The sequence below is a fragment of the Clostridium sp. genome, assembly GCF_036642255.1.
Classification (GTDB): Bacteria; Bacillota; Clostridia; order Clostridiales; family Clostridiaceae; genus Clostridium_J.
This window is the reverse complement of record NZ_JAVWDJ010000010.1, coordinates 17292-42603: the sequence shown is the minus strand read 5'-3', so window position 1 is coordinate 42603 and position 25312 is coordinate 17292. Positions and strand designations below refer to the sequence as shown.

21 protein-coding genes are annotated in these 25312 nt (G+C 31.1%); 2 read left to right on the top strand and 19 right to left on the bottom strand.

The features are described 5' to 3' along the window. Nucleotides 1-151: 151 nt before the first annotated feature. Genes sigF through spoIIAA form a run of 3 tightly spaced genes read right to left on the bottom strand, consistent with a single transcriptional unit; the run spans nucleotide 152 to nucleotide 1700 of the window. Entirely contained in the window at nucleotides 152-907 is a 756-nt protein-coding gene (gene sigF, locus RR409_RS07615) for an RNA polymerase sporulation sigma factor SigF (RefSeq protein WP_332557141.1), read from the bottom strand. Nucleotides 908-916: 9 nt separating this feature from the next. Further along, nucleotides 917-1351 (bottom strand): anti-sigma F factor, encoded by a 435-nt coding sequence (gene spoIIAB, locus RR409_RS07610; RefSeq protein WP_332557140.1) that lies wholly within the window; start codon nucleotides 1349-1351, stop codon nucleotides 917-919. 13 nt (nucleotides 1352-1364) lie between these two features. Continuing rightward, a complete protein-coding gene (gene spoIIAA, locus RR409_RS07605) occupies nucleotides 1365-1700 on the bottom strand; it encodes an anti-sigma F factor antagonist (RefSeq protein ID WP_332557139.1) in 336 nt (111 codons plus the stop codon). A 388-nt stretch (nucleotides 1701-2088) separates the two neighbouring features. Between spoIIAA and speE the strand changes: the two genes are divergently transcribed. After that, complete coding sequence (gene speE / locus RR409_RS07600) at nucleotides 2089-2916, top strand: polyamine aminopropyltransferase (protein ID WP_332557138.1); 828 nt, start codon at nucleotides 2089-2091, stop codon at nucleotides 2914-2916. Nucleotides 2917-3011: 95 nt separating this feature from the next. Here speE and RR409_RS07595 read toward each other — a convergent pair whose 3' ends face one another. The 9 genes from RR409_RS07595 to RR409_RS07555 form a co-directional block, all read right to left on the bottom strand. Then, the gene (locus RR409_RS07595; RefSeq protein ID WP_332557137.1) at nucleotides 3012-4763 is read right to left on the bottom strand and encodes an N-6 DNA methylase; all 1752 of its coding nucleotides are present in this window, start codon (nucleotides 4761-4763) and stop codon (nucleotides 3012-3014) included. A gap of 126 nt (nucleotides 4764-4889) precedes the next feature. After that, nucleotides 4890-5525, bottom strand: a complete 636-nt coding sequence (locus tag RR409_RS07590) for a cyclodeaminase/cyclohydrolase family protein (protein ID WP_332557136.1) — start codon at nucleotides 5523-5525, stop codon at nucleotides 4890-4892. A gap of 80 nt (nucleotides 5526-5605) precedes the next feature. After that, on the bottom strand, nucleotides 5606-6844 hold the full coding sequence (gene hutI / locus RR409_RS07585) for an imidazolonepropionase (RefSeq protein ID WP_332557221.1): 1239 nt from the start codon (nucleotides 6842-6844) through the stop codon (nucleotides 5606-5608). A gap of 27 nt (nucleotides 6845-6871) precedes the next feature. Then, a complete protein-coding gene (gene ftcD, locus RR409_RS07580) occupies nucleotides 6872-7768 on the bottom strand; it encodes a glutamate formimidoyltransferase (RefSeq protein ID WP_332557135.1) in 897 nt (298 codons plus the stop codon). A gap of 51 nt (nucleotides 7769-7819) precedes the next feature. Beyond that, entirely contained in the window at nucleotides 7820-9343 is a 1524-nt protein-coding gene (gene hutH, locus RR409_RS07575) for a histidine ammonia-lyase (protein WP_332557134.1), read from the bottom strand. A gap of 313 nt (nucleotides 9344-9656) precedes the next feature. Next, nucleotides 9657-10526, bottom strand: a complete 870-nt coding sequence (locus RR409_RS07570; RefSeq protein ID WP_332557133.1) for a DMT family transporter — start codon at nucleotides 10524-10526, stop codon at nucleotides 9657-9659. Between the two features lie 193 nt (nucleotides 10527-10719). After that, nucleotides 10720-11817 (bottom strand): glycosyltransferase, encoded by a 1098-nt coding sequence (locus tag RR409_RS07565; RefSeq protein WP_332557132.1) that lies wholly within the window; start codon nucleotides 11815-11817, stop codon nucleotides 10720-10722. Nucleotides 11818-11906: 89 nt separating this feature from the next. Next, nucleotides 11907-12614, bottom strand: a complete 708-nt coding sequence (locus RR409_RS07560) for a WecB/TagA/CpsF family glycosyltransferase (protein ID WP_332557131.1) — start codon at nucleotides 12612-12614, stop codon at nucleotides 11907-11909. Between the two features lie 196 nt (nucleotides 12615-12810). Further along, nucleotides 12811-13884 carry a tetratricopeptide repeat protein gene (locus RR409_RS07555; protein ID WP_332557130.1) on the bottom strand — a complete coding sequence of 358 codons (1074 nt, stop codon included), beginning with the start codon at nucleotides 13882-13884 and terminating at the stop codon, nucleotides 12811-12813. A 404-nt stretch (nucleotides 13885-14288) separates the two neighbouring features. On the opposite strand from RR409_RS07555, the gene RR409_RS07550 reads away from it, so the two are divergent. Continuing rightward, nucleotides 14289-15779, top strand: coding sequence for an aminotransferase class I/II-fold pyridoxal phosphate-dependent enzyme (locus tag RR409_RS07550; protein WP_332557129.1), 1491 nt, complete (start codon nucleotides 14289-14291; stop codon nucleotides 15777-15779). 156 nt (nucleotides 15780-15935) lie between these two features. Here the strand turns inward: RR409_RS07550 and RR409_RS07545 are convergent, their stop codons facing one another. From RR409_RS07545 to RR409_RS07515, 7 genes are all read right to left on the bottom strand, one after another. After that, nucleotides 15936-16838 (bottom strand): hypothetical protein, encoded by a 903-nt coding sequence (locus RR409_RS07545; protein ID WP_332557128.1) that lies wholly within the window; start codon nucleotides 16836-16838, stop codon nucleotides 15936-15938. 211 nt (nucleotides 16839-17049) lie between these two features. Continuing rightward, on the bottom strand, nucleotides 17050-18240 hold the full coding sequence (locus tag RR409_RS07540; protein WP_332557127.1) for an EpsG family protein: 1191 nt from the start codon (nucleotides 18238-18240) through the stop codon (nucleotides 17050-17052). Between the two features lie 194 nt (nucleotides 18241-18434). After that, entirely contained in the window at nucleotides 18435-19010 is a 576-nt protein-coding gene (locus RR409_RS07535) for an indolepyruvate oxidoreductase subunit beta (protein WP_332557126.1), read from the bottom strand. Nucleotide 19011: 1 nt separating this feature from the next. Then, complete coding sequence (iorA, locus tag RR409_RS07530; protein ID WP_332557125.1) at nucleotides 19012-20778, bottom strand: indolepyruvate ferredoxin oxidoreductase subunit alpha; 1767 nt, start codon at nucleotides 20776-20778, stop codon at nucleotides 19012-19014. A gap of 136 nt (nucleotides 20779-20914) precedes the next feature. Next, the gene (gene ptb / locus RR409_RS07525; protein ID WP_332557124.1) at nucleotides 20915-21811 is read right to left on the bottom strand and encodes a phosphate butyryltransferase; all 897 of its coding nucleotides are present in this window, start codon (nucleotides 21809-21811) and stop codon (nucleotides 20915-20917) included. Between the two features lie 632 nt (nucleotides 21812-22443). Next, a complete protein-coding gene (locus RR409_RS07520; protein WP_332557123.1) occupies nucleotides 22444-22917 on the bottom strand; it encodes a DUF523 domain-containing protein in 474 nt (157 codons plus the stop codon). Nucleotides 22918-22931: 14 nt separating this feature from the next. Further along, a complete protein-coding gene (locus RR409_RS07515) occupies nucleotides 22932-25298 on the bottom strand; it encodes an endonuclease MutS2 (RefSeq protein WP_332557122.1) in 2367 nt (788 codons plus the stop codon). Between the last annotated feature and the right edge of the window lie 14 nt (nucleotides 25299-25312).

Sequence of the window (25312 nt, the reverse complement as noted above, 5' to 3'; positions counted from 1 at the left end):
TTGTATATAAATTGCACCGTTATTTCCACATTATAAAATCACCTTAAATCAACTTATACTAAAGTTTATTTATAATGATTAAATATATTATCTGCATCTTTACTATTTTTAATCAAAATAAAGATAGTAGGAATTTAAATCCCTACTATCTTTATCCACTTAATTTTTCTTTCATAAGTTTTAAAACCTTTTTTTCAATTCTTGACACTTGAACTTGACTTATTCCCATCATTTTAGCAACTTGTATTTGAGTCTTATCCTTAAAATATCTAAGCAAAATAATCTGTCTTGATTTCATATCTAGCTTTGTAAGTGCTTCTTTTAAGGCTAACTTATCAATAACTTCGTTATCCTCCTCATAAGCCTCGCTTAACTTATCGATTAATAGTACTGGCGCACCGTCATCTTGATGGATTGTATCATAAAGATACTGCATACTACTAGAAGACTCTAAGGCTATGATAATTTCTTCTTTATCAATACCAGAAAATTGAGAAAGCTCTTCAATAGTAGGCTCTCTTCCTAATTTTTTTGTCAATGTATCCTTATCATAATGAAGCTTTCTTGCAGTATTTTTTACGCTTCTACTAACTTTAATAATACCATCATCTCGCAAAAATCTCTTTATCTCCCCTATTATCATTGGCACAGCATATGTAGAGAATTTTACATTAAAACTATCATCAAAATTATTTACTGCCTTCACAAGCCCAATACAACCTATTTGGAATATATCATCATATTCATACCCTCTATTTAAGAACTTCTTACTGATGGAGGATACCAAAGGTAAGTTCATTTCAATAAGATAATCAAGAGCTACCTTATCTCCTGCTTTTGCAAGTTTTATTAGTTGCATATTATCATCATAGTTGTAATTATTGTTTTTATGCCCCTTATCAATCATATTCTTCACCTATCTTACTGAGTTGAAAATCTTTTTCATTGTTATGGTTGTTCCACTGCCCTTTTCTGATTTAACTTCTAAGGAATCCATAAAAGTTTCCATAACAGTAAAGCCCATTCCTGATCTTTCTAAGTCTGGTCTTGAAGTATAAAGAGGTTGCATTGCAAGCTCCAAATTATCTATCCCTTTTCCTTCGTCAGATACACTAACAGTCAATTCATTGCCATCAATCATAGCTTCCACTGTAACTGTTTTTTCTTCATTATTATCCCCATATCCATGAATTATAGCATTAGTTACAGCTTCGGAAATGGCGGTTTTTATATCACTAATCTCATCTAAAGTAGGGTCTAATTGAGCTGCAAAGGCGGACACAACCACTCTTGCAAAACTCTCATTTTCTGATGTACTTTTAAACTCTACTTTCATTCTATTTTGGCTCATTACAATCCCTCCATTAAATGTTGTTAACCGCTTGTTCAACATCATCAAAAACTGAAATTATTTTAAACATACCAGATAGTTCAAATACTCTTTTTACTGATGCACGTGGATTAGTAATGCAAACCTTTCCACTTCTCATTGCCACTTTTTTATATCTTCCTATAACAGCACCAATCCCTGAACTGTCCATGAAGCTAACCCCAGAAAAGTCTAATATTAATTTTGTGTATCCTTCTTTATCTAACATATCATCTACTCTATTTCTAACTTCTTCAGCACTGTGGTGATCCAGTTCTCCCTGTAAATGAACCACAAGCTTATCCATAATAGGTTCAAATCTTAGCAACATCATCATCCCTCCAAAATATTTATATATATTCAAAACTTTTCCACTTATGATAATTTATTATACACTAATTATTCTATAAATTACAATATTTTCCTTCTTTTTAACAATATTTTCATATTATTATTTTAAATATATTTTTAAAATAATAAAAACTTAACAAAAACACCCATTTTATTGCGTATACTCAGTTACATTGTTATAATATTATTGTTTATTTTTTACAAGCATATTAAGTTAGTTTCTGAAATACTTAATATACTGTGTTGTATAGGTAATAATAAAATTATATAAAATTTAATTATGTTTAAATTCCTTATTAATTTGCTGAATGAACTTAGTTAATTTATGGATTTCAAAAATAAAATCTTACAATATGGAGGAATAAAATATGGAAATGTGGTTAAAAGAAGAGCAGATACAAAGCGCAGCTATGACTTATAAAGTCAAAGAAACTCTTGTAAGAAGAAAAACTGACTTTCAAGAGTTATCTATATTAGATACAGAAGCCTTTGGAAGAATGTTGGTCCTTGATGGAATAGTCCAAACAACTATTAAAGATGAATATGTTTATCATGAGATGATATCTCATATTCCTTTATTCACTCATCCAAATCCTAAGAAGGTTTTGGTAGTTGGTGGTGGAGATGGCGGTGCAATAAGAGAGGTACTTAAGCACCCATCTGTAAAAAAAGCTGTCCTATGTGAAATAGATGGTGTTGTGGTAGAAGAATGTAAGAAGTACCTTCCTGAAATATCTTGTGCCCTAGAAGATCCAAGATGTGAAGTTTTTATAGGTGATGGAATAAAGTATGTTCATGAACATAAAAATGAGTTTGATGTAATCATTGTAGATTCTACAGATCCATTTGGAGCTGCTGAAGGTCTATTCGGTGGAAGCTTTTACAATGAAATATCTGAATGTTTAACACAAGATGGAATTTTCATAGCTCAAACTGAAACTCCTTTTTACCTACCTGAAGTAGTTCAACGAGTATTCAATGATGCTAAAGCTATATTCCCTGTAACTAAATTATTTATGGCAGCTATTCCTACTTATCCTAGTGGGTATTGGAGTTTTACAGTAGGTTCTAAAAAATATGATCCTGAGACTGTAGATCTAACTAACACTATAGATATAGAAACTAAATACTACACTAAAAAGTTACATAAATCTTCCTTCACTTTGCCAAAATACGTAGAAGACTTAGTAAAGTAACAACATATAAATGAACAAAAAAGAAAGCTAAAATATAGCTTTCTTTTTATATATTTTTTCATTCTTTAACTCTATACTTTTTATTTTTAGCTATGCTATAAATAGCTCTTAATTACTTCTACCTCTTCTTCTGTAATATTAAAATAACTATACAATTCATCTTCTGTAAGAGTGTTAAAGGCCTTCAAATCTGGTATTCTTAACTTCATTAGATTATTAGGATAATATTCATATAAATCCTCTCCTAGCTTTTTAGCAAAAGCTTTAAAATAAAATTCATACAAATTACTATTTAATATAAACAGTAGGAATTCATAAGTAAACTTTTCTTGTTCTTTTAGCCTTAAAGCATATACATCTGCACTAAAATAACTTCCCTCATCTAAAGCAAATTTATTGCTTCCTGCTTTGAATGGAAATATTATTTTCTTCTCTTCAAATATGTTTTGGGTTCTTCCCCATTGAAGCTGATACCACTGTCTTATATCCCTTGCACATTCTCTTCTCATAGATAACTTATCCTTATACTCTGATATATATCGGATAGAATTTGGATATTCATCCTCTTTCTTTATTAAATCTGAATATATAATATAGCTGTTTTGCCTATTCACTTCATTTTTTCTAATGTAACTCCCTTTAATCCAAGGCTTTAATATATCATTTTCTAGATTTTCTTTTTCAGAAGTTTCCATTTTAACCACGAATGCCCTATCACAACCAGTTATGATTCCTTGATGGCTTGTACAAATATCTGATAATAAATATTCACACTTTTCCTCTATTCTAGAAATAATATCCTTCACTGTATTGTCTCTTATAATCCAACTTTCTCCTTTAAGGGAGCTTTCTGAAATAAAAAATCTTTTGTATTCATTTCCTTCATTTAGGAATAAAGATCTATAAAAATTACCATCCTTTTTACCTTTATCAGATAAGGGTTTTATAACTTCTATTTCTCTCGACTCCTTTTTTCCCTTTTCCATGAAAATCATAACTGGATCAATACCTATTCCCTTAAAGGGTCTTACCCCATAAAAATCTATCAATTTAGAAATAGACATAAATTCTCTAATAATTCCTCTTAAATCCTTACCACTAGAAGACTCTAAAAAATACCTTGAGGTGATGAAAGTTATCTTTCCTGCTTCCTGAAGCATATCTATAGATCTTTTAAAGAAACAATAGGAGATATCACTTTTATCTTTATATACTTCCTTATATAAGGTTTTTAACCTTATAGAATATTCTTTATCAATAGACTTTGGTCCTATATAAGGTGGGTTTCCTATTACTATGTCATATTTAGCAGCTCTTTCACTAAGCAAGTAATCTTCATTATAAAGATTTTCTATAGCTTCGCCACTTATCGAAAATAAATCTAACCTTAGTATATCAAGCGCTATTTCATCGGTATCAAAGCCATATAAATTATGTTTTATTATATGTGAATTTATGGCATTGACCTTTAATTTTAAGCCTTTATGCTTATTTAATTCATTTAAGTTTTTTTCATAAATACATTTTAAATGATTAAAACATTCTATGAGCAAATTTCCTGTGCCACAAGCAGGATCTACTATTTTTATAAATGGATTTTTTATAACATCATCCTCTTTAATAGTATTCTCTATAAGATATTTAGCCATGGGAATAGGAGTATATACAATTCCTCGTTCCTTATTGTTTTTAACAGTTTCATAATAATATTCTGCAATGGTCTTTTCTTCTGGAATATGAATCTTTCTTCTGAAGCTATTAATAGCTGTTTCCTTAAACATAAAATCAATAGGAGAATTTATAATTTCAATTACTTCCTTGATACTGTCAGTAAATATTTGACCCACGGCTTTCACCCCTTATATATCTTTATTAGAAATAGTATAACATAAATATATAATTTTTGTAATAATGTAAAAATTAAGAGAAAAAAGTCTTATACTCTGTAAAATTACAAAGTATAAGACTTTTTATTACATATTTTCTTTTACTATAGCAAGAATCTCTTCTTTCTTCTCTAATCCCATTCTGCTAAGACTTTCTAGTTCCTTCTCCATTGTATTCTTATATTCTTCATCTTTAATAGATGATAAGTTAATCTTTACATTAAGAATTGCACCTTCAATAGCACTTTGAGCCATTAATGTAGCAACACCTCCATCGGAAATGGCATTTTTATTGCCATATTTTACAGCAACTAAAATGCTATCATATAAGTCATATGTCTTTCTTGCTACCTCTAGTGGAACTACAATTGCTGCCTTATATCCCTGTTGAATTTTTTCACTTCTAAAAGCTTTTTCTTCATCAGTTTCTTTAGGAAGCTTAAAAGCATCCATAACAGAATTAAAAGCCTCAACATCTTTATTCATTAAATCTAAAAACTCAACTTTAAGTCTTTCTGTAACTTTTAAATTATTATCTACTAAGGCTTTCTCTTCATCAGTTAAACTATTGTATACTTTCCTACCTACAGTTAAATTGAACACCATGTTACCTAGACCACTAGCTAAAGAAGCAGCTAGTGCAGCTACACTTCCACCACCCGGTGCCGGTGAATTAGAGCTAAGCTCCTCAACAAACTCTTTGACAGTTAATGTATCTAACATAATTAATTACTCCTTTTATTTTTTTACGTTAAGTTATTCATTTTTATCCCCATTAATCAATAACTTACTGCTACTTCTGTTTAATTCCCCACCACAATTTTACCGTTTTTTATCACTTTATCTATGGAATTAATCCCAAAATGATACACCAAGTAATTTAAATTTTTACTATTAAAAATTGCTATATCTGCTTTTTTACCTACCTCTATAGATCCAATTGTTTTTTCTCTATTTATAGCACAAGCGGCATTGACAGTCATAGCATTGATAATTTCCTCTGGAAACATTCTCATTCCAAAACATGCAAAGGTCATAACATTTTGCAATGATTCAGTAGGAGAGCTTCCTGGATTACAATCTGTGGCAAGAGCTACTGATACTCCACTATCAATCATCTCTCTTGCTCTTGCATATTTACCTAACATCAAATAAAACGCTGTGGAGGGTAATAACACCGCTACAACATCATTGTCTGCTAATGCTTTGATACCCTCATCAGAAGCTGCAATTAAATGTTCTGCTGTTGTTGCTTTTATTTCCCCCGCTAATTCTGCACCTTTTACTGATTCTACTTCATCTGCATGAATTTTTAACTTTAAGCCATATCTTCTACCTGTTTCTAAAATATCTCTACATTCTTCTATAGTGAACACTCCTTCTTCACAGAAGCAATCAACAAATTCAGCTAATTGATGTTCACTTATATATGGTATCATCTCTTCATTAATCTTTTTAATAAACTCTTGTCTATTTTCCTTATATTCTTTTGGAACAGCATGAGCTCCCATAAATGTTGAAACAATGTCTATAGGATGGCTTTCATTTAGAATTTTATTAACTTCTAAAATCTTAACTTCACTTTCTAAATCTAGTCCATATCCTGATTTACTTTCCACTGTAGTGGTACCGTGATTTAACATAATGTCTAGTCTTTTCCTTGTTTCTTCTACTAAGTTTTCCATTGAAACTTTTCTTGTATTCTCTACAGTACTTAGAATTCCGCCCCCCGCTTTAAGGATTTCAATATAACTTACCCTATTTAACTTTAGGGGTAGCTCTCTCTCCCTGCTCCCACTATAAACTACGTGAGTATGAGGATCTACAAGTCCTGGAGTAACAGTTTTTCCCCTTCCATCTATTACAGTAGTATTATCCCTAAAATATTCCTTATAGCTTTCTCCACTTCCAACAGCTATGATTTTATCTTCTTCAATAATCACATATCCATTTTCAATAATTTTAGCGTCCTTCATATCTTCTCTTGATTTCTTATAGCTACCTTCACAAGTAACTAAACAATCAATATTCTTAATAATTATGCTCAAAGTATCAACTCCTAAATAAATCTATTCACTTACTCTCTTTTCTAAAATTTGATCCATAGAGAAGTTTTCAATTTGTAAATAGTATTCTGCACTACGAATTAAAGCAGCCATTGGTACAAGGCCTATAACTTCACTTCCTATAACAGGTACTCCATAACGTTTAGCTTCCATCTTTACCATTTCAAAAGCTCTGTAAACTGCAGTTTTTTCATAATTTACTAAGTTCATTGATACTTGAGCTATATTTCTATCCTCAAGCTTAACACCCATAGCCTTTACAAATCTAAGTCCGCCACCTAAATGTCTCACAGTTTTCGCAATAGTATCTGCAATCTCAACATTATCTGTGCCTAAATTTACATTGAAGGCTACAAGAGGTTCCCTTGCACTAATAGCAATACATCCACCTTTAACATTAACTTCACTTGGACCATAATCTGGTTTCCAGTTATCTTCTTTAATCTTTTTAAAGAATCCTTCATACTGACCTTTTCTTACTGTAGCTAAATTTTCTCTATGTGATGCTGTTGCAGCTTTTTCGTAAAGATATACTGGTACATTGAATCTTTCTCCAATAACTTTCCCTACTCTATTTGCCATTTCAACACATTCTTCCATAGTCACTCCATCTATAGGTACAAAAGGTACTACGTCTAAAGCTCCCATTCTTGGGTGACCACCTTCATGAGTACTCATGTCTATATTCTCATAAACCTTTTCTGCCATATCAATAATTGCTGCTTCTAGTTCCTCTGGAGTTCCCACCACAGTCACTACTGTTCTATTGTGATCTGCGTCACTTGAATAATCTAAAAGTTTAACACCTTCAGCTTCTCTTAAAACTTGTACAATTTTCTCAACCTTTTCTTTATCTCTTCCTTCACTGAAATTTGGTATGCATTCAATAATTCTTCCCATGTTAAATTCCTCCTAATTAAATTATGATTTTAAAAATTCTGAATAATTAATTTATAAATTTATATTAACTACCTTTTCTACACTATTAACAATTTTACCATTAGTTACAATACTTAGTACCTTATCTAGTTCCTTGTACATTACCACATCTTTATCCATAAAGTCTACAGTTTCTCTTACAGTATCATAAGCTATTTTAGTTCCCTTACCTAAAGAAACATTTTCTCTAAAATCAATACCTTGACAAGCAGCTAAAATTTCTGTAGCTACCACTCTCTCACAATTTTTTATGATATCTCTAGCCTTTCTTGCTGCTATAGTCCCCATACTTACATGGTCTTCCTGATTAGCAGAAGATGGAATAGAATCTACGCTTGCAGGGTGAGCCAAAATCTTATTTTCTGATACTAGGGCTGCAGCTGCATATTGTGTTATCATGAAGCCTGAATTTAATCCACCATGCTTAACTAAAAAAGCTGGTAAATCGTTTAATTGATAATTTATTAATCTTTCTAGCCTTCTCTCAGATACATTGGCAACTTCAGACATGGCAATACCTAAGAAATCAAAACTAAGCGCCATAGGTTGTCCATGGAAGTTTCCTCCTGATATTACTTCTCCCTCTTCTGTTACTATCGGATTATCTGTAACAGAATTAATTTCAATTTCCACCTTTTCTTTTACATAATTTAAAGCATCCTTACTAGCTCCATGGATCTGTGGAAGACATCTTAAAGTATAAGCATCCTGTACTCTTAGCTCTCCCTGTCTTGTAATAAGATTACTTCCCTCAATTAAATTTAATAGATTTTCTGCTGTGTTAATTTGTCCATGGTGAGGTCTTATATTATGAGTCCTTAAATCAAAGGCATCTTTTATTCCTCTTAAAGCTTCCATAGTTAATGCTGCTGCAATATCGGAAACCTTTACAAGATTGATTCCATCGTATAATGCAAGTGCTCCTACTGCTGTCATTATTTGAGTTCCGTTAATAAGAGCTAATCCTTCTTTAGCAACTAACTCTACGGTATGTATTCCAGCCCTTTTCATAGCTTCTTTCCCTGCAAGTATTTCTCCATTGTATTCAGCTTCACCTTCTCCAAGCATTGGAAGTACCATATGAGAAAGTGGTGCTAAATCTCCTGAAGCTCCTAAAGAACCTTTTTCTGGAATCACTGGGTGAACTCCTTTATTCAGCATTTCTATTAGTGTATTTAAAGTTTCTAATCTAATCCCAGAATATCCTTTTGATAGCGCATTCGCTCTAAGCAGCATTGCCGTTCTCACAGCATCCTTAGCTAAACCATCTCCAAAACCACAGGCATGAGATATAATGAGATTTCTTTGAAGAACTTTGCAATCCTCTCCTGAAATAGTTACATCAGAAAACTTACCAAATCCTGTGGTGATTCCATAAATAACCTGATCATTATCAACTATTTTATCTACAATAGCTCTGCATTTAATAACTCTTTTTTTAGCTTCTTCACTAAGTTCTACTTCATAATGTTCTCTAGCTACTTTAATAATATCTTCCAGAGTTAAGCTATTACCATCAATCACTATTTTTTTCATAAATTAGCCCCCTTATATTTTTACAAATTTTTTTCCCCAGTATGTAATCTATTCTGTATAAAGTTAAAATAACCTTCTAAAATCCTGTTCAGAAAATTATGAATATTTTTAACATAATACCACTTTACCTCGATGAATTTCAATGAAGTATTATTTCCATAAATACATTATATATGAAACATGTGGCATATTTCTTTATTAGTTCTTCTGTATCACTTTCTATCAATACTTATTTAAGTCTACTAACTAAAAATATTTACAAAATAAAAAAGCCTAGAACTTCTAGACTTCTATCTTCAAATAATATAACTATCTATTCTTTAGCTAGTAATATCATTGATGAAACTATAAGAATACTTCCCAAAACCACTCTTACTGTTAATGCTTCTTTAAGAATTATTACCCCTAATATTAAACTTACTATAGGTTCCAGAGTGCTAAAAATAGCTGCATTTGAAGAACCAATTATTTTCACTCCTTGTAAAAATGCCATTAAAGCTACAACTGTAGAGATAAATGCTAGAAGTAGAATTGCAATAAGACTATAAAACTCTAGATTAAACTTAAGAGTGTTAGTGCTTAGTCCTCCTATTAGCTGAGATCCCGCAGCAAGAATTGAAACATAAAAAGTCATTACATAACTATTTATTGCCTTAATTTCTTTATGAGAAGCTCCTAATACATATAATGAATAACATAGCGATGAAACAAGTCCTAACACTATTCCCATAGGATTATAGGTGGTTCCCCCAAAATCTATCATTGTAAAAATACCACCAATAGATAGTAATAAACATAAAACCTTCTTCGGATGTACTTTTTCTTTAAATATTATGGTAGAAAATAGAGTAACTATGGCTGGATAAGTGTACAATAGCATAGTAGCCATACCTACAGATATATAATTATATGCCATAAACAGACTTGCTGAGGTTAAGGAATATCCTGCTATACCTAATAAAATAACTAAATAAACTTGCTTTTTGTTTAATTTCATTGATATCTTATTTGCCTTTAAATAGTATAGTATCATAAGAGATGCAAATAAAAATCTTAGAAATAAGGTTGTAGTACTATTAGCTCCTCCATTGTATGCAAGTTTTGCTAATATAGGCATAACTCCAAAGGATACTGCAGATAAAATTATATATAAAACTCCATTTAGTTTGTCATTCTTACTCATTTTGTCCTCCAATAGAATTCTTTACTTATAAATCTTCAAAAGGTCACAAATTAACCATCTTATTCCTTATTATACATGATTATCTATGCTAATACATTATAAATTTTTTATTTAATATATTATTTTATTAAAATAATATATTAAATAAAAAATCACTATCAAACCCTATGCCTGATAGTAATTTAAAATTAACTTAGTTTTTTATTATAGATTCATATATATTACTGTAAGTATTCCAAAATTTTTCTATGGTGAAGTTATTATATAATAGTTTTTCGCAGTTTACTCCTTTAAGATTAATATTATGATCTTCATAAGCTATTTTCATTGTGTCATAGATAGCTTCGCTGCTTTGATTTTTTATTATATAGCCTAAATCTTCATTAATAATCTTTTCCAAGTCTCCTACTTTAGTTGCCATCACTGCTACCTTTACATAGGATGATTCTAGCATTACTAAAGGTGGTGCTCCACCTTCGCTAAATGAAGCTATAATGGAACAATTGCAAACCCTAAGATAATCCACTGGGTTGTCAACAAAATTAGTAATATGAACTTGTCGTTCTAAATTCATCTCCTTAATTTTATTCTCAATTTCTCCTCTAAAATCCCCGTCACCAATTAAAAGCAGCTTGCATTTATTATTTCCTTTTAAAAGCTTAGAAAAACCTTCAATTACACTCATATGGTTTTTTATTCGATGAAATCTTCCTACCATCCCAAAAACAAAATCCTCATTAGTAATGTTGTACCTTGACTTTATTTCTTCCACAGTTTCTTTACTTTTTAGCCCTTTTATGTCAATTGCATTATTTACTTTAAATTTATTGCCTTTAAACCCTTTTTCCTCTAGTAAATTCTTTAAATTATCAGATATAGTTATATAATTCCTAAAGGTTTTTAGTCCTAAAATGCTTAGTGGAGTAAATAGCAAAAGCTTTATCTTATTATTTAAAAAATCATATCTAAAATCACTATGTACTGTAGTTACAGTTTTTTTATTTATTTTATTCATATAAATTAAATGGATTAATGAGGTTCTTGCACCATGAAAAACCGCTAGGTTACAACTGCTTTTATTTATGTAATCTATAAGTGGATGATTTTTTGTAGTTTTGCGAAATACAGTGCTCTTAATATCTACATTTGTAGCTTTCTCATATAAAATGCCTTTTCCTAAGAAAGCAATTTCATTGAAAAAAAACTTATTTTCTCTATTGCATATATTCAAAACATGGTTTCCCGCTCCACCATTATCATCTCCAGCTATTATATGTAGAATTTTAATCATAATCTCCTCCCAAATTTATGTTAATAACAAAAGGGGTAGTTATTATAAAATAAAGTATAGGTATTCCCTATACTTTGTTTTCTTCATTGCTACTTTTCTTTTAGTACACGAACCAAAAACTTAGGTATAGAAGATAACCTTTTTATTCTCCAAGGCTCCTTAGCTATTCTATAAAACCATTCCAAGCCTATATCAATCATCCATTTCGGTGCTCTATTTACCTTACCAGCAATAACATCAAAGCTTCCGCCTACCCCCATGAATATCTTGCAAGGCAGATTATCCATATACTTTACGATAAACTTTTCTTGTCTAGGTGCGCCCATAGCCACAAATAAAGCATAGGGATTTTTCTCTTCTATATCTTTTATTATGCTATCACATTGATCTAATTCGAAAAATCCATTATGAAATCCTAGCAATTTCAATTTAGGATACTTTTTCTTTAAATTTATCACACATTGATCTATTACTTCTTGGGAAGCACCAACTAAATATATTCCTTTATTATAAGTTACACAGTGTTTAATAATTTCCTCCATAACTTCTATCCCGGCAATTTTTTCTCTCACTGGTTCCTTCACAATTTTAGAGGCTATCACCGTTCCTACCCCATCTGGTATTATGATTGCTTTATCAGAGTTAAAATTATCAAATAAATTCTTATTATTTAATCCCTGAAATAATACCTCTGGATTTCCTGAAACAATATGAACCTTTTCATAATGATGAATATCTCTTATAAGGTTAGATTTTGTGTCTGAATAAATATCATAATTTAGTAACTTTGTACCCATTATTTCCTCCAGCTATTTATAAAATAATTATTAAATAATGAACAAGTTCATTTTGCTCATCACCTTGGAAGTTGATTCAACTTCTAACAGAGCTTAGCTTTCTATACTAGTACTCCCACCTAAAAAACCTGAGAAACTTCGCCTTCCAAAATATCATTTAAACTCATGGGTATTAAATAATTTTTAGTAATTTAGTTTATTTAGTATTTCTTGAAAGAATTTCTTCGAGTTCTAACACTATTTCATCCTTTGGATCTAGCTTCTTAGCAATTTCTAAATGTAACTTAGCTTGTTTTAAATCACTTGAGTTAATATAGCACATAATTAAATTAGTACAAATCTCTATAGATTTAGTTACCTCAAAGGCCTTCCTGAAATATTTTATAGCAAAGTCATAATTTCCTAAGCAAGCATAGTTAATTCCAAGTTCATTTACTACTTCTATATAATCACTACTTACAACTAAAGCCTCATTTAAATAATATATAGCTTTTTCATGGTTTTCTAAAATTCTATAAGCTACAGCTATAAAATAATATATCTCCGCACTATCGCCTAAAGTGTCTAAAAGAGGTATAAAGATTTGCAATGCTTCCTTCGGTGCATCATATACTATTTCCTTAGCCTTATCATATTCTGTTATAGTAATCAGAGCTGCCTTTATCTCTGATACTTCCTCATTTAACTCTCCACCTTGAGATAAATATTGATTTATAGAGTATAGTGCTCCTTGAAAATCTTTTTCATCTCTTTTTAATAGCGCTTCATAGTAGTAAGGTTTTGTATAGCTGCTTATTTCTTTAGCCTTTTCTATTAAGGCAAATTCCTCTTCCTTGAATTTAGAATCTCTACTTCTTAATCCATCTACTAAGAGTAATGCCTTATCGAAAATATCTTCTGTAGGCTGAATTTCCAGTAAACCTCTTAACATTATGTACCCATCTTCATATTTTTCTTCTTTTATATGTTTGAAAATTACTCCTTTAATAAACTTATCACTGTTTTGTATATGTTTAATGAGATTTTTGTATGTGTCATTAAATCTAAAGTTTTTATCAGCACCAAGTACATAGATCATTCCCTCTATAAACATATTTACAGGTATGTTTTTGAGGTCATCCCCTGCTTTTGTTTTATCTATTATTTCATCTCCTCTAACTGGAAGAAATGTATTTTCTTCAAATTTGAAATCATTGATTTTACTTCCTTCTTTTATTTCTAAAAAAAGCACTTTTGATAATTTTTCTAATAAATAACTTTCTATATTCATAAATTCCACCATCCTACATTTTTCACTATTTTTATACAAATAATTGTACTTTTATTCATACTTATATTTAGTATAAATTTACTTTTTTTAAAATCCTAATTAAACTCTAAGTTTTACTCTTTTTTTGAGATTTTAGGGCATATTTAATATTATAAACAAAGAAAAAATTTTATTGCAATCCCTATGATATTAATTTATAATTAATTTGTTTTATGAATATATATAAATTTTATATAGTTAAGTTTATAAAAACCTAGCTAATTCACGGTTGCTATAAGTTTAGATTTTTACATTTTAAAAATTTAAATTGTAATTTTATATACATAAAACTAATTGTTATTCCATAATTTAAGTATAACAATTATATTACACCAATTGAAAGAATTTAGAAAGAGGGTATGGAATTGTATAAGCTAAACCAAAACGAAACACCACTTTTTGATGCTTTAATGGAATATGTAAATAGAGAAACACTTCCTTTTCACGTTCCTGGGCATAAAAAAGGTGTTGGAGTAGATAAAGAATTTAAAGATTTTATGGGCGAAAATCCCTTCAAAATTGATGTTACAGTTTTCAAGCTTGTGGATAGCTACCATCATCCAACAGGTCCTATAAAAAAAGCACAAGAATTGGCTGCAGATGCCTATGGCTCTGATGCTTGCTTTTTTTCTGTACATGGTACATCTGGTGCTATACAAGCTATGATTCTTTCTGTAGTTGGTGCAGGAGATAAGATAATAATTCCAAGAAACGTACACAAATCTATTACAGGTGGAATTATTCTTGCTGGTGCAATCCCAGTATATATGCAGCCTGAGCTTGATAAACAAATTGGTGTGGCTCACGGAGTGACTCCTGAAACAGTTAAAGCAACCCTTGAAGATCATCCTGATGCTAAAGCAGTGCTTATTATCAACCCAACTTACTATGGTGTTGCTACAGATATTAAGCAAATAGCAGATATTGTGCATGACTTTGATATTCCTTTAATAGTAGATGAAGCTCATGGTCCTCATCTTAATTTTAATGATAAATTACCTATGTCAGCAATGGAAGCAGGCGCAGATATTTGTGCACAAAGTACTCATAAAATCATAGGTGCGCTAACTCAAGGTTCCTTACTTCAAGTTCGTTCAAAGCGCATCAGTATACCAAGAGTAAAACAAGTTATAAATCTAATGCATACTACTTCTCCTTCATATATTCTTATGGCATCTCTTGATACCGCTAGAAGACAAATCGCTCTTGAAGGAAAAGACTTATTAGATAAAACTATCGAACTTTCAAACTATGTTAGAGATGAAGTAAATAAGATTCCTGGTTTTTATTGTTTCGGTGAAGAGATTTTGGGAAGACCTGGTGCCTATGCCTTCGATTCTACAAAAATAACTATAACTTGTAGAGATTTAGGTATAACTGGTTATGATTTAGACATGATATTATCTAATAAATATCATATTCAAATGGAACTTTCTGATTTATATAACGTTCTTATTGTAGGCTCCTTTGGAGATACTCCTGAAGGAATGGAAAGATTACTTAGTGCTCTAAGAGAAATTAGTAATGAGTATTATGGAAAAGGAACTACAAAAGCTGACTTTATTGATATTCCAGCAATTCCAGAACAACTTCAAATCCCTAGCGAAGCTTTTAACAGCGTTAAGACACCTGTTAGAATTAAAGACAGCGTGGGCATGATTAGTGGTGAGTTCTTAATGGCTTATCCTCCTGGAATTCCAATTCTTTGCCCTGGTGAAAAAATCACTTCAGATATCGTGGATTACGTTCAAAGATTAAAAGATACTGGATTGTACGTTCAAGGTACTGAAGACCCAGAAGTAGAGTATATTAGAGTTGTTAAAGAAGAGGATGCTGTTTATATCAACGTAGAATAATAAATATCTCTAAATATAGCTAAAAATAAAACTATCAAGGTTAATTTCTTGATAGTTTTATTTTTATTATTTATTCTTAAACTTTTATTTCTCTACTTTTAAATTCTTTTACTTATTAAGATATTAAGGAAATAATCCTAATAATTAAGCACTAATTTATTGAACTTTATTTTTAAGAACCAACATTTTATATTCTGCATTAGTCTTACCAGAATTAGCTATTAATTTTATGTATTGATTATAAGACATAGTAGCAATATTTCCATAAGACCTTAATAAATTTTCGAAATAACCCATTGTATAATGGAGTTTCATAAGTGGTTCCGTATTCCCAGTGTTAAATCTTAATGCATAACTCTTTCTTGCTTTCTCTGCCTTTCTCTTTATATCATTATAATAAGCTTGGCCTCTAGAAATTAATTGTACTTTTTCATAGTTACATACCATGGCATCTCTATAATAAGGCATCAAAACTTCAATGGTCATCTCATTAAAATATTCATGTTTTGTCTTCTCTTCTTCAATTTTTTCTAGTAGTACCTTCAACCTTTCATTGGTTTTTCCTCTAAGAACATTGAGTTTAAGTAATATATCTTCTACTGCCTTTGCCGCCCTGCTATCTTCTTCTTTTTCAATATCATTATCACTATTTTTTCTATCTTTTTTGGTTTCCTTTTTATTTTCTCTTTTATTAATTATTTCTAAAGCTACTAAACATCGTTGAAAATCATTACTATTTTTTTCAACTTCTCCGTCTTTTTGAAGCGCCTTAATAATGCTGTCCTTATCATCACTGAGAAAAGCATCCATATAAAAGAATACTCTCCCTAATTTTTCAATAGTATTTTTATGATCTACCACATTATTATTTTCATCTAAATACAGGTATGACTTTGGATTCTCACCAAATTTTCCAAGAGCCCTTTTGCTAAATACCACTTCTCTATATAACTTCCCACTTACTAGTGCTGGTTTGGATATAGTGACATCCTCAAAGGCTTTTTTATAACTACTTATAACTTTCATGACCTCTGGTGATGGTGATGCATATATGGACATTTCGTTTCCTCCTCAATTACTTTAGTTGTAATATCTTAAAATTTTCAATCTACATAAACTACTCATAAAGTTTTTATAGTATTCTAAGTCTAATTATTAATAGTATATATTATATCAAATATTTTGACAAATTCCATAGTGAATATATAAAACCTCTATGCAAAACTTTACATAGAGGTTTTGAATTAATTTAATATAAGTAACTCTTTTACTATTTTTTGTTATTACTTTCAATCTCTCTTTCTCTTAAAACTCGTTGAGTTGCACTATAGTGAATATCCATGCGTCTATATTCCCATATTTTCTCCTTATTAAAAACACTTACATAAGGGTATCGTATTGCACTCAGATGTTCTAAATAGTCCCCTTCTCCAAGAAATGCATTTAAAGTTTTTAAAAGTAATGCTGAAATTATTATAGTAGTAAAACCTAAAAGCTGTATGGCCTTAAACCTTTTAGCATTTTTAATTAAGTTTATAATTATATTAGGAATTAATATAATTTCAAAAACCTTAAAGTATAAGGAAATTCTACTGGATATAGTCATACTTTTTATAGTAACTAAGTATAAAATAAAACCTATTATATATATCTTTTTAAATAACGCCACATTTTCATCCTCTTGTTCACCAAAGGAGTAAAACAATATTAGAAGAAGTACTGTAGCCCTATTGGCAAAAGCTAACATAGAAATGCTACCTTCGCCCCAATATATTAAAACCTTAGAGGATATAAACTCTGGCAATAGATTTATTAGCATAAGGTCGACTTTGCTTACCATTATTAATGCAGCAAGAGCTATAATTCCTGCATAGAACTTATACGAAACTTTATACTTGGTTAAAGGAAGAATTAACAAAGTAACTAATACAGAAGAATGGATTGTTGCTGTGAATAAGATTAATATAATAAACTCTTTGTATTTATCTTTCTTGTATAAATCTATACCTATCCCAATAAAAATTGCAATAGCAAGACCTTGTCTAATTCCACTAAATATATAAACTAAATAATAAAGCACGTAAAATATAGTTAGAGAAGTTATAGGCATTTTTGAATATTTCTTTATAAATCTACAAACTAGCACCATAGAACACAGTGCCATAACTCCAGCAAAAACCTCAAAACTTATATTAAAGGTTCTAAATAGAGAGGATAAAACAATAAATCCAATTTCACCATGAACACCATTACTGAAGGCTGTGGGAAAATCGAATACACTTGGAGTGATATAGTAATTAAACATGTATCCAAAGTAGTCTGTACCTTCACCATATCTCATAAAAGCTATTAGTGTTATAAAAGCTGAAACCACAGTGAAAGAAGTGTATTTATACTCCCTTCCTCTAAACTCACTGTAAGAAAAATAGCCTAAAATTAAGAATACTATTATATAGAACATTGAAATCTCCTTTATTTAAAAATTAAATAGTGAACATCCCTCTCTTTAAAGACTTTATAAAAAGTGATATTCCCACTTAATTAAACTTAATCATCTAAAATCTCTTATGGATGAATTTTACTTCAAATTTCTATATTCTTCAAGCAAAATTTCAAAAAAGAAGGTAGCCATTGCTACCTTCCATGAATTTTATATTATACTTCCATACCAGCCTTTAATGCCTTCTTATTTAATTCTATAGCCTTTTGTGGTACTAAAGACGTTACTACATCTTCCCAATTTATATCTTCTAAATTTAGTGCTTTAAGAAGCGCTCCAAGTAACACTACATTTTGTGCCTTTATATTTCCAAGTTTTTTTGCAATTTCAGCTGCATTAACTATTACTGTATTAGGAATTTCAGCTTTTAAAACTTCATTAACTCCTTCAGGATATTTTTCTGCTCCAATTAAAACTGGAACTGGATGAATTTCATAGTCATTGACAACTAAATGTCCACCTTCTTTTAGATAAGGAACGGCTCTTAAAGCTTCACTTTTTTCAAAAGCTACAATTACATCAGCTTTTCCTTTTTCAATTAAAGGTGAATAAACCTTTTCACCAAATCTTACTTGAGTTGTAACACTTCCTCCTCTTTGAGCCATTCCATGAACTTCTGACATTTTAACATCATATCCATGTCTTAATAGTCCTTCTGATAATATCTTTGAAGCAAGGATAGTACCTTGTCCCCCTACACCAATAAATAATATGCTTTTAACTTCTTTCATGTTATTCACCAACCTTCTCAATAGCGCTAAATGGACAAACTTGCTTACAAACCTCGCAACCATTACACATAGACTCATCAATTTCTACTACACCATTTTGGAATTTTAGAGCTGGACATCCTGTCTTTAAGCACATTTTACATTTTCTACAAACATCTTGATTAACCTTACACTTTAAGTTAACTCTTCTCTTCATTACATCTTTTATTAATGCACAAGGTTGTTTTGTAATGATTACAAAAGGCTCCATACTATCATGAGCTTCCTTAACAGCTTTCTTAGTTTCTTCAAGTTTATATGGATCAACTACTCTAACATTTTCTTTCTTAATACCACAACCTAAAACTAAAGATTCAATATCTATTACTGGTGCCACTCTATTTTGAAGAGTTTTACCTGTACCTGGATTTTCTTGATGTCCAGTCATTCCAGTGATACTATTATCTAAAATTACAGTAACAATAGGGCTTTGGTTATAAACAACTTCAATTAAACCTGTAACTCCTGAGTGGAAGAAGGTTGAGTCTCCAATGAAGGTAAATACTTTCTTGTCACTTCTTTCCCCCATCATATCTGCCTTTTGTAATCCTACTCCAGCGGTAATGGACGCTCCCATGCATATTACTGTATCAGTAACATTTAAAGGTGCATTCATTCCTAGGGTATAGCAACCTATATCTCCTGATGCCACTACATCCTTATATTTAGATACCACATGGAATATTCCTCTATGTGGGCATCCTGGACATAATACTGGTGGTCTTGATGGTGCTTTTAACTCAACTGAGTATACATTCTCATTTATATGATTTAAAATAGCTTTTCTAATTATATCTGGATTCAATTCTTCACAAATTGGAATTATTTCTTTTCCAATACACTTAATTCCTAGCGCTTTAACCTCTTTCTCCATGTATGGATCATTTTCTTCCACTACGTAAACCTTTTCAACTTTAGACGCAAATTCCTTTATCATTTCATCTGGTAGCGGATAGCTAAAACCTATCTTTAAGTAAGAAGCATTATTTCCAAAAACTTCCTTGCAATATTGATAAGATACACCATTGGTAACAATACCTATTTTTGTATCTCCCATTTCAATTCTATTTAAACTTGTACTATTAGAATATTTTCTTAAAGCTTCTAATCTATCTTCAACTTCATAATGTTTAGCTTTTGCATGATTTGGAGTCATTACATATTTTTTTATATTTTTCTCATAAGGTTTAACTTTAACTTCTTTTCTCTCACCAAGTTCAACCGCTGTCTTAGAATGAGAAATTCTTGTAGTAACCCTATATAGTACAACTGTATCATATTTTTCGCTTATCTCAAAAGCTTCTCTCATATAGTCAAGGCACTCTTGAGAATCTGAAGGCTCAACCATAGCTACTTTTGCATGTGGTGCATAAAGTCTATTGTCTTGCTCATTTTGAGAGGAATGCATTCCTGGATCATCAGCATTTACTACTACAAAACCACCATTTACTCCCTCATAAGCCATAGTAAAAAGTGGATCAGCAGCAACATTTAATCCTACATGCTTCATTGTTGTCATAGCCCTAGCTCCGCCAATAGAAGCTCCTGATGCAACTTCAAAACCTACCTTTTCATTTGGAGCCCATTCTGCATAAACTCCCTCATATGTAGCGAAGTTCTCTAGTATTTCTGTACTTGGTGTTCCTGGATAAGCTGATGCTACATGGCAGCTTGCTTCATAGGCACCTCTTGCAATGGCTTCATTACCAGTCATTAAAACTTTCTTCATTTTTATACCCCCATATCTTTGTTGTAAATAAAGAATTATGAAACTAATTATTCAAAATTACTTGGATAAAGCCTTAGCTCTCCAAAACTTAATTTATAAAATAAACTTATTTATTTAGTAGTTTTAAATTGGTTCCTTAAACTAAAACAGCACCTAGTGCTATGGAATAAAGCTTTGATTTAGCACTATCTGCCCTTGAAACCAAAACTACTGGACATTTTGCTCCAACTATAACCCCTGCACTTTCAGCTTTTGCAAAATAAGTAAGTGATTTACCTAAAAAGTTTCCAGCTTCGATGTTTGGAACTAGTAATATATCCGCATCTCCTGCAACCTCACTTATAATTCCCTTATGATGAGCTGCTTCTTCTGAAATAGCATTATCTAAACCTAATGGTCCATCTATGATACAGCCTTTTATTTGTCCTCTTTTATTCATGGAAGATAATGCTGCTGCATCTAGTGTTGCTTGCATGGAAGGGTTAACTACCTCCACAGCACAAATTGGAGCCACCTTTGGCTTTTCTATATGAAGTCCATGGGCTACCTTTATTGCATTATTGATTATTCCAATTTTGTCATTTAGCTCTGGATATGGAACCATACCTCCGTCAGTCAAAAATAATAGTTTATGATAATTAGGAATTTCATATATCATTACATGAGATAAAAGACTAGTAGTCTTTAATCCTGCTTCTTTATTTAGTACTGCCTTTAGTAAATCAGCGGTTCCTAAAATTCCCTTCATTAAAAACTGTGCCTCACCTTTACTAACAAGCTCCACAGCCTTTGCAGCAGCCTTATTAACATCGCACTCATCTATAATTTGCATATTATCTAAATTAATATTTAGTTCTTCTCCTAGAGATAGTATCTTTTTCTTATCTCCTACCAAAATAACATCAACAATGTTATTTTCCACAGCTTGTACTACAGCTTCTAACACAACCTTATCCTGAGCTGCTGCAATAGCTATGGTCTTCTTTTCTCTTTCTTTAGCTAAGCTAATTAATTCATCTAACTTTTTTACCATATTCTCACTCCTTAAATATTAAGATGTTAATCCCATCTTTTCTCCAACTACTTTAAAATGAAATCTTTCTTTTAGCGAAATTCGTTTTAAGGAAAATAACCTTGCTTTTAAAGTATAAAATAGTGAACAAGTTCAAATATTTTCATGGTGTATACATAAAAGATGTATATTTCAAAATCTTTTTTATATTCTTAATTTAAGTATAAACTTTCTGCTATTTTTCGTCAATTTTACCTGCTAAAGTAAAATGTATAATATTGTTTTTTCTTAAATTAATATCTAACTATTTTTATTTTTCTTATTATTTTTACACCACTAGAAAAGATTTAAAAGAAAAATCACTATGGAAGATGTAAGTGTCCATAGTGATTTTTCTTTATAAAGTATTTATTAATTACAATTTATTTTTTAAATCTAAGGTTGTAATTGCTTCCTAAATATTATTCTATCATCTACACTTTTTATATCCTTACATTTAGTTAAACCCATTGCTGATTTTAGCTCTACCTTTAGTTCCTGAATGTACACTTTAGCACCCTTGCTATGTCCTCCAAAGGAAGCTGTTACAAAAGGCCTTCTAATAAACACTGTCATTAATATAGTAATAATAACAGTGCTTATTACATCATAGTTTATAACTGATTTTCCTCAAAGAACTTATCAAGTTCTTCTTCAGTATATACCTTTATATTATTTTTTAAAAGCAGTTCTGTTGTAACTCCATTTCCACTTTTCTTTGCACCACTAAAAGTTCCATCATAAATGATCCCTTTACCGCAAGAAGGGCTTCTGGCTTTTAAAATTGCTACCTTCGCATTTACAGCTTTAGCAATTTTAAGAGTTTCAACTGCACCTTTGATAAATTCATTTGTCACATCATCAATTTTTTCTGTACCTTGAACCCTTGCAATTCCTTCTAAAACCTTAGCCCCATCACCTTCAACAATCTCGTGTGGCATCCTTGGAGTTTCTTGTCCCCCTAGTTGCTCTGGGCACACTGGTAAGGCCTTCCCCTCTTGCAACAGTTTAAATACTTTTTCATTTAAGTTATTTCCGCCATCATATTTGCAGTTTATGCCGCAAAGGCACCCACTAACTAAAATCACTTTTATCACCTCTATTACTTAATTTGAACTACTGTAACTCCTGTGCCACCTTCTCCATAATTTCCAAGTCTTGAGCCTTTTACATGAGGATGACGTCTTAACAAATCAGTAATAGCATTTTTTAATACTCCTGTACCTTTACCATGAATTATGGTGACTTCATTTAATCCACCTAAATAAACTTCGTCTAGATATTTATCAACAGTATAAATTGCTTCTTCTGCATCCATACCTCTCAAATCCACAGAAGTGGCTACATTCTTTAAGTTTAGCTTAGCTTCTCTTTTTTGCATCTTAGCTTTTTTCTTATCTTCTTCTGATACCCTTGTTTTTCTTAGGTCACTAAGCTTAGCAGAAATCTTCATTATTCCAGCTTGAACTTGAACTTCTCCCTTATTATCAGGTTTAGAAAGTACAACAACATTTTGATTTAAAGATGGAAGATAAACTTCATCTCCTTCTTTAACGGTTTTAAGCAGTTCTCCTGTATATTCCTCTGATTTTTTCATGGAACTTTCCATATGATCTAATTTATCTTTTATTTTCTTACGTTCTGCTTCTAGCATACTTCTAGCTTCTGAAGAGTATCCCATCTTTTCAAGATCTCTAATATTTTTTAGAATATTATCTGATTCTTCTTTAGCTGATCTAATAAGCTGTTTTGCTTCCCTTTGAGCTTCATAAAGAGCATTTTCTCTAGATTTTTCAAACTTATAAAGTTTCTCCTCGAATCTCTCCTTAAGCTTTTCTGCATCCTTTTTTAGAATTTCTGCTGCACGAGCATCATTTTCTGCCTTAATACTTTTTTGTTGAAGGCTTTGGATTAATTCTTCAAACTTAAGACTATCCTTAGAAATATTTTCTCTTGCTGAAGTTATAATATAATCTGGTAGCCCTAGTCTTTTTGAAATCTCAAAGGCATTAGATTTACCCGGTACTCCAATTAGTAAGTTATAGGTAGGTCTTAAGGTTTCCACATTAAACTCTACAGAAGCATTTTCCACTCCTACAGTTTTAAGCGCATATCCTTTAAGTTCACTATAGTGAGTTGTTGCCACAATTTTTGTATTTCTTGAACGTAGATTGTCAAGAATAGATATAGCAAGAGCAGCTCCCTCTGTAGGATCAGTTCCTGAACCTAACTCATCAAACAGTGCTAAAGTGTTTTCATCCGCTTCTTCAATGATTCCCACAATGTTAGTCATGTGTGATGAGAAAGTGGAAAGACTTTGTTCTATGCTTTGTTCATCTCCAATGTCAGCAAATATCTTCTTAAAAAAGCTTACCACTGAGCCTGATTTTGCTGGAATTAAAATACCGCTCATAGCCATCAAATGTATAAGTCCTGTGGTCTTTAGGGTTACTGTTTTTCCTCCAGTATTTGGACCTGTAATAACTAAAGAGGTGAATTCCCTTCCTAAATAAATATTACTTGGAACCACTTCCCTTTGATCTATTAATGGGTGTCTTGCTTCAATTAAATCTATGATTCCCTTATCATTAACCTCAGGACAAATACAATTTAATGCACTAGCATACTTTGCTTTAGCAAATATGAAATCCAACTCCCAAATTATGTTCCCATTATTCTCTACTATATCTACATTTGCAGTAACCTTTGAAGAAAGCTCTCTTAAAATTCTTTCTATTTCTGCTTTTTCTTTAAGCATTAATTCTCTAATTTCATTATTTAAATGTACTAAACTCATAGGTTCTATAAACAAGGTTGCACCTGAACCACTTTGATCATGAACTAGGCCTGGAACTTGGTCCTTATACTCTGCTCTAACAGGAATAACGTATCTGTCCCCTCTAATTGTATAGAGATTTTCCTGTAAATACTTTGAGTTTGATCTAACTAATGAATTTACTTTGTCCTTAATAGATGAGCTTTTATCTCTTAAGGATCTTCTAATTCCATAAAGTTCTCCACTTGCTCTATCTGAAATTTCCTCTTCACTTACAATGGCATTAAAAATTTCATCTTCTAATTTTTTTAATGGCACAAGTCCTACAACTATATCTTCTAGAACTCTATAGCTTTGCTCCTCTTCTTTATGCGAAATATAATCCTTAAAAAGTCTTGCGCATTTTAGCATAGAACCAATTTTCAAAAGTTCTCCTGGCATTAAGGTGGAGCCTTTAGCCGCTCTAGATATTCCATCTCTTACATCATAAATCCCTTCAAAAGGTGGCGCCCCTTTTGTTTCCAAAATCTCTAAGGCTTCTTTTGTTTCCTCTAAATGCTCCCTAACTTCATATAGATTACCATAAGGCATCAATTTATCAATTATATCTTTTCCCGCAGAAGTTGCAGTATACTTTTTTATACTGTCTTTTATCTTTGCATATTCTAATACCTTTAAGGTTTTTTTATTCATTTTTTTCACCAACC